Origin of the sequence: Pacificibacter marinus (genome assembly GCF_018860505.1) — a bacterium.
GTDB lineage: Bacteria > Pseudomonadota > Alphaproteobacteria > Rhodobacterales > Rhodobacteraceae > Celeribacter > Celeribacter marinus_B.
Window position 1 is genome coordinate 1 of the sequence record NZ_JAHKPU010000010.1, and the last position, 14,125, is coordinate 14,125.

The window sequence follows — 14,125 nt, forward strand, 5'->3', positions numbered from 1 at the left end:
CGGGCGCGGCTGGGTCGCGCCCTTCAAAGGTTTTTGTGAATCCGCTTTCACAAAGTCGCCAGACGTCCTAAGCATCACAATCTTCTCTATGTCAGGACAGGCCATGGCGCAAAAATCCACTATTTATAAAGTCGAACTTTCCGTATCGGATATGAATCGTCACTATTATGAGACCCATAAGTTGACGATCGCCAAACATCCCTCTGAGACGGATGAACGGTTGATGGTGCGCCTTTTGGCCTTTGCGTTGAATGCGCATGAAAACTTGGAAATGACCAAGGGACTGTCAACGGATGACGAGCCTGATATTTGGCAAAAAAGCCTGAGCAACGAGCTTGAGTTGTGGGTGGCCTTGGGTCTGCCGAGTGAAAAAATCGTGCGGCAATCCTGCGGCAAATCCGACAATGTGGTGATCTATTGTTATGGTGGTCGGACGGCTGAGGTGTGGTGGGATAAAATCAAAAACGGCACCACGCGTTTTGATAACCTTCAGGTGTTCAACCTGACGGAACAAAACACAAATGAGCTGGCTGCACTGGCAAGTCGGTCGATGAAGTTGCAAGTGAACATTCAAGATGGCGATGTGATGGTCAGTGTTGATGACAGTATTGTTTATGTCACGCCGGTTAAATGGAAAGACAGCAATCAATAGGCCAACATGCAGGGGAGGTGCTGTTGGTTTTGGCGCATGTGATCGTCCTGTTTGCCCATCGTCTGGTTTGTGTGGACGGGCTTGAGGATGGTCTGTGCAATGATCGCTCTATGACATTAAGGCCATGCACGCGCGATGGAATGCATGGCCTTGGACATTTGAGCGCCTTGTCATCGATTGCGCGATGGAAAGATGGATTTCGCTTTAGGTGTCAATCTGTTCGAGTTTAGCCATAGGGCTGAGAGCATTGGGATCTATGCGCATGTCAATGATCGCGGGTTTACCTGATGCGCGGGCTGCGGCCAAAGCTGCCTCGAATTCTGCATCCGTTTCAACCACAGCGCCAAAGGCGTCATAGCACTCTGCAAACGCTGCGAAGTACGGGTTTTGAAGGTTCGTGCCACTGGGACGTTTGGGGAATTTCTTTTGCTGGTGCAATCGAATGGTTCCGTACATGCCATTGTTCGAAATCAACACGATAATGTTGGCATTGTTCTCACAAGCGACACCAAATTCCTGCATGCTCATTTGAAAACAGCCATCCCCAGCCAAGCATATGACTTCTTGATCGGGGCGTTCAATTTTGGCTGCGACTGCGGCGGGCAATCCGTATCCCATTGATCCGCTGGTCGGGGCCAGTTGTGTGCCGTGATCGCGGTAGCGGTAATAGCGGTGCAGCCAAGCCGAATAATTGCCTGCGCCATTGGTGATGATGGCATTATCAGGCAGCACGTTATTAAGGTGTGCGATAACGTTTTCCATTTTCAACGCGCCAGGTGTTTCCACGGGCTGTTGCCATGTTTCAAAGTTGCTGCGCGCTGTGTCAGTCCAATCGCGTCGAGGGGCAGGCTTAGACGCCTTTAACTGTGCTGAGACCTGTTGGATAAGCGCGCCCGCATCCGCAGTGACGGCAAGTGTCGGGTGATACACGCGGCCAAATTCGTTGGGGTCAAGATGCACATGCACCAGTTTTTGTTTGGAAACAGGGCTTTCCAACAAAGTATAGCCACTGGTTGTCATCTCACCAAGGCGCGCGCCTAGACTGAAAATCACATCTGCATCGCGCACGCATTGCGCCAGTTTTGGATTGATGCCGATACCAACATCGCCAATATAATTGGCGTGACGATTGTCTAGATAGTCTTGGCAGCGAAACGAGGCCGCGACGGGCAGGTCGAGCGTTTCCGCGACATGTGCCATAGCTTTTGCTGCCGCAGGGGACCAATTGCGCCCGCCAAGCAACACCAAAGGGCGCTCCGCTTTTCGCATAGCAGAAACAATAGCTTCAACATCGGCTTGATTGGCTTGTGCGGACGGCAATGTCGCGCGTGGCGTCGCAACGGCGTCGCAGGCGGATGACAGCATGTCTTCGGGCAGGGCCAAAACCACAGGGCCAGGGCGGCCTGATTGGGCGGTTTGGAATGCACGGTTCACATACTCAGGAATACGGTCAACGCGATCAATTTCTGCAACCCATTTTGCCAAAGGGCCGAACATGGCGCGGTAATCAACTTCTTGAAAGGCTTCGCGGTCGCGTTGGTCACTGGCGACTTGGCCGACGAACAAGATCATCGGCGTCGAATCTTGGAACGCAATGTGCACGCCCGCCGAAGCATTCGTCGCACCAGGGCCACGGGTCACAAAAGCGACTCCGGGTGTGCCGTTCAACTTGCCGCAAGCCTCGGCCATCATTGCAGCGCCACCTTCATGGCGAGTCACGATATTGGAGATACCTGCATCATACAGACCGTCCAGCGCGGCAAGAAAGCTTTCTCCCGGAACACTATAGACTCGCTTTACGCCTTGTTGTTCCAGCGCTTCGACAAGCACTTTCCCACCATGTTTGAATTGTCCCATGAGACCCTCTCCTTGAATTGATATACGCAGTCGGGCTAGGCAAAATCTTTGCGCGCAGCCAAACTGTCAGAGGCGTTGGAGAACCGCTTGCGGGTCGCAACCCGTGCGGTTTCTGGCGCCTGATCTCTAATTGCGGCCACGACGGCCTTGTGTTCCAAAATAACGTTCGGTTCGAACTCGCAGGCTGCCGCATTTTTTAAAAACGCGGAGCGCAGATAATTCTGTATATTCATTTCGATCATGTTGACCACGTCACAAAAGTATTCGTTTTCAGAGGCTTCAGTGATCAGTTGGTACAGGCGCAACTCGGCCTCGACACGTTCTTCGAGTGCTGTTTCAGGCCCTTTATCGTTCGCATCCAGAAGTTCTTGCAACACGGCCTCGATCACTTCCATCTGCGCATCAGTGCGCAGTTCAGCAGCCAATGCGGCTGCACCTGATTGCACAGAGGTACGCAGTTGCAGCAGCTTGATGATTTCGCGGCGCTTCTCGAAACACGCTGGGCTGATGCGGAACGATGTGCGTTCTTCGCGGTTGGCCACAAAAGCGCCGACACCACGACGCGAATCAACGACGCCATCAAATTTCAACAGCGAAATCGCTTCACGTACGACCGTGCGCGCGACGTTGAAGTTCGCAGACATCTCGGCCTCGCTGGGCAATTTGTCCCCAGGCTTGAGCGCGCCACTTGTTATGGCTGACATAATAGATTGTGCCACTTCGTCGGGCAGACGGCGTGGGCGTGCGATGGCGTCGAATAAGGTCGATTTTTGCATAACTGTTCCTGATGGGCTTCAAGCTAACTTGATTATGTTTACGACTTGGAAGTGCCATATGCAAATCTGTAAATCATAAAACAGGTTGTCAGACAACTGCTAATCTGTATTCTGCAACTCAACGGAGGGATTCGCATGACTAAGAAAATTGCATTTGTCGGCTTGGGCGGAATGGGCGGCGGTGTCGTCAAGAATATCGCCCTTAAAGGGGGCGATGTAACTGCGCTCGATTTGGACGCTGAAAAGATCAAAGTGGCCGAAGGTTTCGGCGCTAAACGCGGCACAACGCCTGTAGAAATGGCAGCGGATTGCGACGTCTTCGCTGTCTGTATTTCCACGGCGGAAGCGGTGCAAAAAATGGCGCTCGGTACGGGCGGCGTTCTGGATCACATGAAAAAAGGTGCGATTTTTCTCGACCATACGACCGTTTCGGTGGCGCATGTCGATAAAATGCGTGCGGAATGTGATGCGCGGGGCCTGCGTTATTGCGAAGGTCCAATGACGCGCACACCGATTCACGCAGACTTAGGTCAGGTGAATATTTTGTTCGGTGGCGATGAAGATTTGCTGGAAGAACTGCGTCCAACCTTTGATTGCTACGCCGAGAATATATTCCATGTTGGCCCAGCGGGTCATGCGATCCGATTGAAATTGATCCACAACTTCATCGCCTTCGCCAATGTTGCAGCCTTCTGTGAAGGCTTCGCTTTGGCGGCGCGTGAAGGCTTGGATATGTCGAAAGTGATCAGCATCATTTCAGCTGCGGGAGGCAAGTCTGGGATGATGGATTTATATGGGGAAAAGACCCTACAACGGGACTTTACCCCCCATATGTCGCTCGCAAATGCCCAGAAGGACGTCCGGTATTACACCGAATGGCTTGGGGATGCGGGACTGCCCGGCTTTATGGCTGACTCTGTGCATCAAACCTACGCGCTGGCCTCGATTATGGGGCATGGCGAAGAGGGCTGCACGGCTGTCATCAAAGCCTATGAAGAACTGACGGGGGTCGTTGCTCGATTAGAGGACTGAGCCCCAAATAACAGCATCTATGGAGGATAACATGCTGACGAAAACAACATTTATGACAGGGTTGGCGCTTGCCGCTGGACTGAGTTCTGCGAGTGCACAAGATGTGACATTGCGCTTGGCGCATTTCGCGGCTGAGACGCATCCAGGCCACCTTGCGGCGGTCCAATTTGCTGAAAACGTCAGCGCGCGCACCGGAGGCGCGGTTGAGATTGAGCTGTTCCCAGCCAACCAACTGGGCTCACCGCCTGAGCAACTTGAACAAACCATTCTTGGCGCTGTTGATATGACGCTGCCAACGCATGGCGGGCTGGATAAATATGATCGCGCCTTCGGCACAGCGATGACGCCTTTTGCCTTTAGCAGCTACGAGCATGCGCATGAGGTTCTTGATGGTGATTTCACCGATTGGGTTGCGCCTAAGCTAGAAGCGCAGGGGCTCGTGATGTTGTCTCATTGGGAATACGGTTTCCGCAACATCACCAACTCGATCAAGCCGATCAATACGCCTGATGATGTTGTTGGCTTGAAATTGCGCACGCCGCCTGAGTTGCAGATCGTCGCCGCTATGGAAGGCCTTGGCGCGTCCACAACGCAGATCGCGTTTCCTGAGCTGCCTAATGCGCTGAACCAAGGTGTCGTTCAAGGCCAAGAAAACCCTGTCGGCGTGATTTACCATTACAACCTTAACGATTTCCAAGAACATATGGCCATGACGCGTCACGTTTACAACGCGATGGTCCATGTCGTGAACAAAGATAAATGGGATGCGCTGACACCAAACCAACAGCGCATTATCCGTGAAGAAAGTGCTGCTGCTGGGGCAATGATGCGCGAAGCTGTTCAAGCGCAAGAAGCCGAAGAAGTTGCAGGCCTGATTGAACGCGGCATGAAGGTGACGACCCCTGATCTTGCGCCTTTTGCGGCGAAGATGGGCGATGCACGGGCGCGTGTTGCTGAATACAGCGGTCAAGACAACATGGATACCTTCCTCGGCTTCCTTGAGTAAGTTCGACTTCTACCCATATCGAGACGTCCTTGCGCCACCAACATATAGCGTGAGGACGCATCTCGGGATCACGTACTCGGAACGCATCTGGGCGGATTTCGCCTCGTGCCTTCCAACTTTCACGGATAAAATATGACAACTTTTCTTATCCTAGGTGCTTTGATCGCGCTCATCATTTTTGGTGTTCCGATCGCACTTGCCCTCGGCATCACGGCCGTTGGTTTCTACGCCTTGCAGGGCGATTTCTTTATCCTGACGATGGTCCCGCAACGTATGTTTTCGGCCACGACAGGCTTCACCTTGCTGGCCATTCCGTTTTTCATTCTCGCAGGCAATTTGATGAACACTGGCGGTATCACCAAACGGATTTTCCGCTTTGCTGATGCCTGCGTCGGCCATATCCGTGGCGGTCTCGGGCAGGTCAATGTGCTGGCCTCTTTGTTCTTTTCGGGCATGTCCGGTGCTGCTGTGGCCGATGCCGCAGGACTTGGACAAGTCGAGCTGCAAGCCATGAATGATCGCGGTTATGACCGTGATTTTTCGGCTGCGATCACCGCAGCCTCATCAACCATCGGACCTGTGTTTCCGCCTTCAATTCCCTTTGTGTTGTATTCGTCCATCACGGGCGTTTCTGTCGCAAAGCTCTTTCTTGCAGGTGTCGTGCCTGGGGTGCTTATGGCTATCGCGTTGATGGTCGCCGTCTATATTGTTGCGCGCGTTCATAAAATGCCACGCCGCGATCATATTGATTGGAAAGAGATTCTCACCAGTGGTCTCGACAGCGCGCTGTCGTTGTTCACGCCTGTTATCATTATCGCGGGCATCTTCGGCGGTATTTTCACCCCGACCGAAGCGGGGGCGGTTGCTTCGGCCTATGCGCTGGTGTTGTCGATGCTTGTTTACCGCGAAGTCAAACCACGCGATCTGCCCAAGATCGTCTGGGAAAGTCTGATCCACACGATCCGTGTGATGTTTGTGATCGCGGCGGCTGGATTCTTTGGATGGTTGCTTATTCAACAGCGCATTCCGAACCAACTTGTTGAGGCAATGCTGGGGCTCTCTGACAGCCCTGCTGTGATCCTCGCGATCATCGTCTTCATCTTGCTGGTACTGGGGATGTTCCTTGAGGGCATCGCGGTCATCGTTCTGACTGTGCCGCTGTTTTTGCCCATCGTCACACAGATCGGTATTGATCCGGTACAGTTTGGCGTGATCATGATCATGTGCTCTATGGTCGGTCTTTTGACGCCCCCCGTAGGCATGGTCTTGTTCGCAGTCGGGTCTATCGCTGGCATTTCAGTGGGCCGATTGTCAAAGGCGTTGATGCCTTATCTCTTTGGTCTGTGCTTGGTTCTGCTGGGCGTTGTGACGATTCCTGCGCTATCTGTTTGGCTGCCCAATCTTGTTTTGGGAGGCAATTGATGAAACGTCTTGAAACACTCACCGAGGCCACGCTGCGTTTTATTGCATCGCTGTCTTTGGTCGTCTTGTTCGTGCTTATCTTAGCCAATGTTGTGGCACGCAGTTTCGATCTGGGTGGCTTTGCTTGGTTCGATGAAATTGTGCGCGGTAGCTTTGCCTATATGGTGTTCTTTGGCTCGGCTGCTTTGTGGATCAAGCGCGATCATTTTCAGGTTGATTGGCTGGAACTTATGCTGCCAGCCGGTAAAGCCCGCTGGGTTTTACGCAGTATCGTTGCGATTTTATGTGCTGGATTTCTGGCCGTAATGACGTGGTATGGCTGGGTTTTGTTCAACAAAGCCACGGCACTCACTCCGATCTTGCAAATCCCCGAACGGGGGTTTTACGCCGCCATCCCAATTTCGGGAGCAGTCATGTTGCTGCACACCATCGCCAGCTTGATTGGCGAAACAAAACACACATTCTTTTCAGGAGACCCATCGAAATGATTTACGATCACCGCACTTACACCTGTCGCCCCGGCACGATTAAAAAACATATGAAGCTGTACGAAGAGTTTGGCTGGGCCCCGCAAAGCAAGCATCTTGGGCAGCCGGTCGTTTACGGCGCGACTGAGACAGGCGATGTGAATTCATATGTTCATATCTGGATCTATAAAGATGCCGCTGACCGTGCCGCAAAGCGCGCTGCGATGGCTGCGGATCCTGATTGGCAAGTGTTTCTCAAAAAATCCGCTGAGGCCGGAAACCTTGTGTCTCAGGTGAACAAGATTTTGATTCCGGCCCCGTTCTTCGAGCCTCCAACGCAGCCGGAGTAAAAGACGATCAGTCGGCGAGTGCAATGTGTTCAACATTGGGGTTTTGCGTTAACGCAAATAGCGTTTTTGTCTCTTCCTCATTTTGGGCCCATTGTAGCGACGCCAGTGCGGAGTTCATCGCGTCTTCACGCGCCATTGCAGGGTATCTTGATGCTGATGTGTGCGCGGGCGAAGTCGAAGACTTAAGATTTCCGAACGCCGTTTGAAACTGCTTTAAATCCATTGGGTCGCCCGACCCGATGGATTTTTGCGTGGTTCTGAGGGGCATATGAATGGCATTTGGCGTGCCATAATCGTGACGCTTGAATCCAAAGAGCAAGGTGCTGCAGAACTGCAACGCCTTAAAGTGGTCAATACTTGTGACGTAATCGTGCCCAATTCTCGGCAATCTATAGGGACTGTTAACCAAACTGATCTAACTTCGATAAAGATAGCTGCCCCTCAAGGAAACCTCGTTATGCACAAAATTTTGCGCCATTTGGCTCTTATGCTTGCTATTATGGTCAGCCTAACCGTTGTGCAGCCTGGTATGTCCCAAGAGCGCCAGACGGTCGGGGCAGTGGTCGGGCATCTGATCGCCATTGATTTACATGGGGGCGGTCAAAGTCGCTGGCACTCAGCTTCATATGCTATTTCAGAGCTGCACCCATTTGCAAAACTACAAGCCGAGGTTGAAACGCCGCGTCTTGGCGCAGATGCACTTTTGGGCAGAGGAGGTACCGCTCTGTTGCCCTTGCGCGAGGTGACTAGAGAGCAGCTTTACAACTCAGTCGGCGCGCAGATAAATCCAAATGTTGAGTTCTTGCTTGGTACTGGTGTCGCCCCTGTTTTGTTGGCGCAATATATTTTAGTTTCCGATGAATATTTGACTGAGGCCGTTCGGGGTCACAGTGGGTCGGGTGTTCAGGTCTCGGCCTCGAAAGCCGATACGACTTATGGCGTGACGTGGCTTGGTTCAAACCTCAAAGACCAACCAAGCCGTCAAATGGGCGGGGCGTTGAACGTGAACCTGCGTTTCTAAGCTCCGCGCACGGAACCATCTGATGAAGATTCGCGCGATGCAAAAAAATGGTTAACAGACCGATTCGCTTGTGTTAGCCTAGTGTCAATAAAAAATATAAAACTAAAATTGGCAGGCATACAGGCTATGAGAACGGGCTTTTCCGGCACGTTTGTCATTGCGTGGACACAGGTAGAGGTCGAAGGCCTCACTCGTGCATCGCTCACCGCACTCACGACCGGCGCATTGTGGCGCTGGTCAGGAGAGGCTGTCTGCGTGGACGGGCCGCGTGATGTACTCGTGCTCGACGGTGCGATCGGCAAGGCAGAACTTCATCAACGTGCGGCGCAATCGGTGCGGCGGTTGATTGGTGCTGCCGTGGCGGGCGCTCCTATATATCATGACCCTGAGGCGCGGACGCGGCTTTTTGACGGTGGGTTTGATGTCACTGACGGGATCAAAAAATACGAGATCACTTTGATCGATACGCCTGATTTGGGCGCTCCTTTATTGATGTTCATCGGTGAAATGCCCCCCAAAGACACCGACCTTTGGGTCGTGTCGACCTATGTGGCAACCGCGCGTGATGCGCATGTTGATAATAAGGGGGCCGTGATTTGTTTTACACCGGGCACCCGAATTTTGACCCCGGGTGGGGCTCGTATGGTCGAGGACCTGCGCGAGGGCGATTGGGTGCAAACCAAAGACAATGGGCCGCAAGCTCTGCGTTGGATTGGTGGGCGACGTGTGTCTGGCGCACGGCTTTATGCGATGCCCGAATTGCGCCCCGTGCGGTTGCGTGCCGATGCGCTGGGCATGGGCAATCCGGATGAGGATTTGATCGTCTCGCCGCATCATAGAATGTTGGTGTCCGGTAAAGCGGCGCGTGAATTGTTCAATGCTGATGAAGTGTTGGTTGCCGCTAAGGACTTGGTCAATGACAGGTCCATCGTTATCGATCGTACTCACAAGCAAGTGCACTACATCCATCTTTTGTTCGACGCGCATCAAGTTATTGTGGCCAATGGGCTTGAAACCGAAAGCTTTCATCCCGAAATCGCGGATCTCGATGATGTGTCCGACGATCAAAAATGCCGTCTTTTGGAACGGTTTCCGCACATTGCAGCATTCGGTGATTCTTATGGCCCGTCGGCACGCCGCATGTTAACCGGTGCTGAAGCTGCGATTTTAATGCACGACGTCGCATAAACTTCATAAACACGCGTCTCAATCTGGGGCGCGTGGTTGACACCCCCTGTAAGCCCTATATAAGCCGCTCATCCCGTGTACAGAAATGTGTGCGGGTTAACTATTGGTGTTGGTGGCCCTCGCAAGGGGATGCCTGTCGGCCGAAAGCGATAACTGTGCTCAATGCACATAGTTCGTGGAAAGCAAAGGACAGCACCTTTCACACGCTGCCATGATTGGCGCTTGGCATTCGGCCTTGCTTTAATTGTGGCGCATCATACTGAAAGGATCCAGATCGTGACCAAACGCACATCTGCCAAGTACAAAATTGACCGCCGTATGGGCGAAAACATTTGGGGCCGCGCTAAATCCCCAGTGAACCGTCGTGAATACGGCCCCGGCCAGCACGGTCAGCGCCGCAAAGGCAAATTGTCTGACTTCGGTCTTCAGCTCCGTGCAAAGCAAAAACTGAAAGGTCACTACGGCGATCTGACAGAGAAACAGTTCCGTCGCATCTACGCTGACGCTGTGCGTATCAAAGGCGATACAGGTGAAAACCTCATCGGCTTGCTCGAATCCCGTCTGGACGCAGTTGTGTACCGTGCGAAATTCGTAGCGACAGTCTTTGCTGCTCGTCAGTTCGTAAACCACGGCCACGTCACAGTGAACGGCAAGCGCGTAAACATTCCTTCATACCGTGTTAAAGAAGGTGATGTTGTTGAGGTGCGTGATCGTTCCAAGCAAATCGCAGTTGTTCTTGAAGCAACTCAATTGGCTGAGCGTGATGTTCCTGATTACATCGATGCGGATCACTCCAAATTGAAAGCGACCTTTGTGCGCACGCCTGGTCTTTCAGACGTCCCATTCGCTGTTCAAATGGAACCAAACCTCGTGATCGAATTCTACGCTCAGAACTAATCTGAGCCATCACGACCAAGTTTTAAAAGGCCGCCCGCTTGGGTGGCCTTTTTGTTTGCAGTGTTGATGGCGCTTTCGGACTGTTTGTTCGTCAAAACAGACGCGCCTGCGCAACATATTTGCGCCCATGCTTGAAGCGACTTTCCTTGCGGTTCACACAAGGGTATGACGAGCACACCCTTATCGTGAGTTGAGCTATGACCCGTGTGATTGAACCCCAACCCAAAATTCTTGATATCACCTTGTATCAAGGTGGTCCTAGCAAGATTGCAGGACAGGATAATGCCGTTAAGCTGTCCTCGAACGAAAACCCGTTCGGGACACCTGATGGCGCGAAAGCGGCTTTTTCCAAAGCTGCGCATCAATTGCACAGATATCCTAACACGGACCACAGCGCGCTGCGTCAGGCAATCGGCGATGTGCACGGGCTTGATCCCCAGCAAATCATTGTGGGTGTTGGATCTGATGAAATCATCACTTTTTTATGCCAAGCCTATGCAGGTGTTGGCGACGAGGTGATCCACACCGAACACGGGTTTTCGATGTACCGCATCTCGACATTGGCCGCAGGGGCGACGCCCGTCTGCGTGCCTGAGCGCGAGCGCGTGGTTGATGTAGATGCCATTCTTGCGGCCTGCACCGAAAAAACCAAGATTGTCTTTATTGCCAATCCTGCCAACCCGACCGGAACTATGGTTGGCCAACGCGAGGTGTCACGTTTGGCAGATGGCTTGCCTCCCCAAACGATTTTGGTATTGGATGGGGCTTACGCTGAGTATGTCGAAGCCTTTGATGGCGGCGCGGCTTTGATTGAGACTCGTGACAACGTTGTGATGACACGAACGTTTTCCAAAATCTACGGATTGGGCGGCGCGCGGATTGGCTGGGGCTATGGCCCGCAAGAGATCATCGACACGCTTAATCGTGTACGCGGTCCGTTCAATATGTCCGAACCCCAATTGGCAGCAGCTGAGGCGGCAGTCAAAGATCGCGATTGGGTTGAAAAATGCCGCGAAGAAAACACCCGTTTGCGTGCTTGGCTGGCTGAGGCTTTGATGGAGCACGGCGTACCGTCTGACACATCCTGCGCGAATTTCGTTTTGGCGCGGTTTATTGATGCCGATGAAGCTGAAAACTGTGACGCTTTCCTCAAATCCAACGGATTGTTGGTACGCCGCGTGGCGGGCTACGGCCTGCCCAACTGCTTGCGTATCACCGTTGGCGATGAAGCGTCGTGCCGTCGTGTGGCTCATGCGATCGGACAGTTTTTGGAGCAAAGCAGATGAGCGTCATCTATGAGCGCGTGGCCCTGATCGGGCTGGGTCTCATTGCGGGGTCCATGTCTTTGGCGATGCGCCGTGCAGGTGTGGCTGGTGAAATCACAGGCTATGCGCGGTCCGCAGAGACCCGTGCAACAGCAGATGAGATGGGACTGGTCGATCGCGTGTGCGACACTGCGAGTGAGGCTGTGAAAAATGCGGATTTGGTTGTTCTCGCTGTGCCTGTTGGTGCGATGGGGACTGTCATGGCCGAGATCGCGCCAGCTTTGAAAGCGGGCGCTGTGGTGTCTGATGTAGGGTCGGTGAAAAAGGATATCTTTGCATCCGTATTGCCCCATTTGCCTGAAAATGTTGAATTTATCGGCACTCACCCAATGGCGGGGACCGAACATTCCGGTCCCAAATCCGGCTTTGCCGAATTGTTTGACAAACGCTGGTGTTTGATTGTGCCGACGGATGAGGCATCTGAGACTGAGATCCTGCGGATCGAAGAATTTTGGCGCGCTCTTGGGGCCAATACCAAGCGCATGGATGCGGAACATCATGATCTCGTTTGTGCTGTCGTGTCCCACACGCCGCATTTGATTGCCTACACTATGGTGGGCGTTGCCGACGATCTAAGCCGTGTCACTGATCAAGAAGTGATCGAATTTTCAGCCGCTGGGTTTCGTGATTTTACGCGTATCGCGGCTTCTGACCCCACCATGTGGCGCGACGTGTTCTTGTCGAACAAAGACGCCACACTTGAGATTCTAGGGCGATTCACCGAAGAGCTGTTCGCTTTGCAACGCGCCATTCGCATGGGGGATGGCGATCATTTGCACGACTATTTCACCCGTACCCGTGCCATTCGTCGTGGTATTATTGATGCAGGCCAAGATACAGATGCCCCCAATTTTGGTCGCAATACAGACCCATCATAATTTAGGCCCATCACCAAGCGGGCCTGTGGATTTTTTTAGGAGGACGAGCCTCGAAATCGCCGCTGCCTAAATGATGTGGGCAGTGTCTTGGGTCTGAATACGCATAAACATCACACAGATTGTCCCCGTTTCGCCTCGAAACGCTATCGATCAGACTTCCTAGTGTCGTTGATGTCTTAGCGGATTGTGATGCGCGGGGCAGGCCCCAGTGGCAAGAACCCGAGCGAAATTGAACCACGAGACAGGGTAAGCTCAGCATCAATCGTATTTGCGTTTCCTGTCATTCCAGCCAGCATTTCGCCGCCACGCAAGGCCATGCTTTCGAAATTTTTCGGAATGATGCCTGCGGCTGTCGCTAAGGCAATCATTTCGCGCCAATTGGTTGCCTTTAACGCAATTTTTCCGGTTGGAATCCCTTGGGCATCCACATCAAACTCACCCGCAACGCGCAGATCAAGCGCACCCCATGTCGCGGCTATATTGCGCAGCAGCACGTGGCTGGGCTGTGGACGCGGACCTTCCAGTGCTGTGATGTCCCAGTCTTTGTTAAAGGTCACACTGGCATCAACGTTGAGTGTGTCGAAGCGATCAGAGAGAATGCCGTTTGGGTTAAGCTGTTTCATCATCGCCGCAGATGGTGCGAGGTCCGTGAGTGTCACTTGGATATCATGCGTTAAGATGTCATCTTCTAGACGCTGAGCCTTTGCTGAGGCATTGCCGAGCGAAAAGCCCCACCCAAGCGTGGATTTGGCGATAAGGTCGTCGAAATCAAAGGTTGCGCGGTGCATCGTCAACGCAGGTCCAACCTCGACGAATAAGGTGCCATGCGCTGCCGCGTTGGATATGTCGATGTGCTGAAATGGCGTGGACAAGCGCAGATCTTGCGCAAGTTCCGCATGTAGGCGCGTGGGAGTAAAACTGCGACTTTTGATTGAAATGCTCGGTGTTCTATAGGCCAATCCCGTCGCAGGATCTGCCATTGCGACATCTGTGAGGGTGGTTTTGAACGTCAAAGGGTAGCCGCGCGTTTTAAGGCTCGTGTATTCTGATTGCCAGCCCTCGATGCTGCGAGCCTCTAACCATGTTTTAATCCCATGTTCACTGGCGCGCGCCGCGACAAACCAATAGCCAGAGTACAAGATCGCAACAGCCAAAAGCCCCCAAGTGATTTTGCGCATGACGATCCCTTTCAACAAGACTTCCAACAGCGGCCAAAGACGTGTTTAAACACAGCCAAGCAACTTGGCCAGTGGG

At 52.9% G+C, this 14,125-nt stretch carries 14 protein-coding genes; 11 read left to right on the top strand and 3 right to left on the bottom strand.

All coding sequences use genetic code 11. The annotated features are described in order from the left end of the window. Positions 1-103: 103 nt before the first annotated feature. The gene (locus KO503_RS01435) at positions 104-652 is read left to right on the top strand and encodes a YaeQ family protein (RefSeq protein WP_215989955.1); all 549 of its coding nucleotides are present in this window, start codon (positions 104-106) and stop codon (positions 650-652) included. Positions 653-856: 204 nt separating this feature from the next. On the opposite strand, the gene KO503_RS01440 is transcribed toward KO503_RS01435, so the two are convergent. After that, the gene (locus tag KO503_RS01440; RefSeq protein WP_215989820.1) at positions 857-2,509 is read right to left on the bottom strand and encodes a thiamine pyrophosphate-binding protein; all 1,653 of its coding nucleotides are present in this window, start codon (positions 2,507-2,509) and stop codon (positions 857-859) included. A 35-nt stretch (positions 2,510-2,544) separates the two neighbouring features. Then, positions 2,545-3,285 (bottom strand): FadR/GntR family transcriptional regulator, encoded by a 741-nt coding sequence (locus tag KO503_RS01445; protein WP_215989821.1) that lies wholly within the window; start codon positions 3,283-3,285, stop codon positions 2,545-2,547. A gap of 135 nt (positions 3,286-3,420) precedes the next feature. On the opposite strand from KO503_RS01445, the gene KO503_RS01450 reads away from it, so the two are divergent. The 10 genes from KO503_RS01450 (at position 3,421) to KO503_RS01495 (ending at position 12,871) form a co-directional block, all read left to right on the top strand. Beyond that, positions 3,421-4,317 carry an NAD(P)-dependent oxidoreductase gene (locus tag KO503_RS01450; RefSeq protein WP_215989822.1) on the top strand — a complete coding sequence of 299 codons (897 nt, stop codon included), beginning with the start codon at positions 3,421-3,423 and terminating at the stop codon, positions 4,315-4,317. A gap of 31 nt (positions 4,318-4,348) precedes the next feature. Next, positions 4,349-5,323: a TRAP transporter substrate-binding protein gene (locus KO503_RS01455; RefSeq protein WP_215989823.1), complete on the top strand. Its 975-nt coding sequence runs from the start codon at positions 4,349-4,351 to the stop codon at positions 5,321-5,323. Between the two features lie 132 nt (positions 5,324-5,455). Then, positions 5,456-6,745, top strand: a complete 1,290-nt coding sequence (locus tag KO503_RS01460) for a TRAP transporter large permease (RefSeq protein WP_215989824.1) — start codon at positions 5,456-5,458, stop codon at positions 6,743-6,745. Further along, positions 6,745-7,233 carry a TRAP transporter small permease gene (locus tag KO503_RS01465; RefSeq protein ID WP_215989825.1) on the top strand — a complete coding sequence of 163 codons (489 nt, stop codon included), beginning with the start codon at positions 6,745-6,747 and terminating at the stop codon, positions 7,231-7,233. The genes KO503_RS01460 and KO503_RS01465 overlap by 1 nt, the downstream gene beginning before the upstream one ends. Further along, entirely contained in the window at positions 7,230-7,562 is a 333-nt protein-coding gene (locus KO503_RS01470; RefSeq protein WP_215989826.1) for an NIPSNAP family protein, read from the top strand. Before KO503_RS01465 ends, KO503_RS01470 begins: the two co-directional genes overlap by 4 nt. A gap of 457 nt (positions 7,563-8,019) precedes the next feature. After that, complete coding sequence (locus tag KO503_RS01475) at positions 8,020-8,583, top strand: hypothetical protein (protein WP_215989827.1); 564 nt, start codon at positions 8,020-8,022, stop codon at positions 8,581-8,583. A 126-nt stretch (positions 8,584-8,709) separates the two neighbouring features. Further along, positions 8,710-9,771, top strand: a complete 1,062-nt coding sequence (locus KO503_RS01480) for a Hint domain-containing protein (protein ID WP_215989828.1) — start codon at positions 8,710-8,712, stop codon at positions 9,769-9,771. 276 nt (positions 9,772-10,047) lie between these two features. Next, positions 10,048-10,668, top strand: coding sequence for a 30S ribosomal protein S4 (gene rpsD / locus KO503_RS01485; protein WP_215989829.1), 621 nt, complete (start codon positions 10,048-10,050; stop codon positions 10,666-10,668). Between the two features lie 197 nt (positions 10,669-10,865). Then, positions 10,866-11,954 (top strand): histidinol-phosphate transaminase, encoded by a 1,089-nt coding sequence (gene hisC / locus KO503_RS01490; protein WP_215989830.1) that lies wholly within the window; start codon positions 10,866-10,868, stop codon positions 11,952-11,954. Next, positions 11,951-12,871: a prephenate/arogenate dehydrogenase family protein gene (locus KO503_RS01495; RefSeq protein ID WP_215989831.1), complete on the top strand. Its 921-nt coding sequence runs from the start codon at positions 11,951-11,953 to the stop codon at positions 12,869-12,871. Before hisC ends, KO503_RS01495 begins: the two co-directional genes overlap by 4 nt. A 176-nt stretch (positions 12,872-13,047) precedes the next feature. Here the strand turns inward: KO503_RS01495 and KO503_RS01500 are convergent, their stop codons facing one another. Then, a complete protein-coding gene (locus KO503_RS01500) occupies positions 13,048-14,049 on the bottom strand; it encodes a DUF2125 domain-containing protein (protein WP_215989832.1) in 1,002 nt (333 codons plus the stop codon). Between the last annotated feature and the right edge of the window lie 76 nt (positions 14,050-14,125).

What these genes read in the sequence shown, in the direction of transcription:
- KO503_RS01470 (WP_215989826.1), top strand. Translation starts at nt 7,230, where the DNA reads ATGATTTACGATCACCGCACTTACACCTGTCGCCCCGGCACGATTAAA.
- KO503_RS01450 (WP_215989822.1), top strand. Translation starts at nt 3,421, where the DNA reads ATGACTAAGAAAATTGCATTTGTCGGCTTGGGCGGAATGGGCGGCGGT.
- KO503_RS01495 (WP_215989831.1), top strand. Translation starts at nt 11,951, where the DNA reads ATGAGCGTCATCTATGAGCGCGTGGCCCTGATCGGGCTGGGTCTCATT.
- KO503_RS01480 (WP_215989828.1), top strand. Translation starts at nt 8,710, where the DNA reads ATGAGAACGGGCTTTTCCGGCACGTTTGTCATTGCGTGGACACAGGTA.
- KO503_RS01475 (WP_215989827.1), top strand. Translation starts at nt 8,020, where the DNA reads ATGCACAAAATTTTGCGCCATTTGGCTCTTATGCTTGCTATTATGGTC.
- KO503_RS01500 (WP_215989832.1), bottom strand. Translation starts at nt 14,049, where the DNA reads ATGCGCAAAATCACTTGGGGGCTTTTGGCTGTTGCGATCTTGTACTCT.
- KO503_RS01460 (WP_215989824.1), top strand. Translation starts at nt 5,456, where the DNA reads ATGACAACTTTTCTTATCCTAGGTGCTTTGATCGCGCTCATCATTTTT.
- KO503_RS01445 (WP_215989821.1), bottom strand. Translation starts at nt 3,285, where the DNA reads ATGCAAAAATCGACCTTATTCGACGCCATCGCACGCCCACGCCGTCTG.
- KO503_RS01440 (WP_215989820.1), bottom strand. Translation starts at nt 2,509, where the DNA reads ATGGGACAATTCAAACATGGTGGGAAAGTGCTTGTCGAAGCGCTGGAA.
- hisC (WP_215989830.1), top strand. Translation starts at nt 10,866, where the DNA reads ATGACCCGTGTGATTGAACCCCAACCCAAAATTCTTGATATCACCTTG.
- KO503_RS01455 (WP_215989823.1), top strand. Translation starts at nt 4,349, where the DNA reads ATGCTGACGAAAACAACATTTATGACAGGGTTGGCGCTTGCCGCTGGA.
- KO503_RS01435 (WP_215989955.1), top strand. Translation starts at nt 104, where the DNA reads ATGGCGCAAAAATCCACTATTTATAAAGTCGAACTTTCCGTATCGGAT.
- KO503_RS01465 (WP_215989825.1), top strand. Translation starts at nt 6,745, where the DNA reads ATGAAACGTCTTGAAACACTCACCGAGGCCACGCTGCGTTTTATTGCA.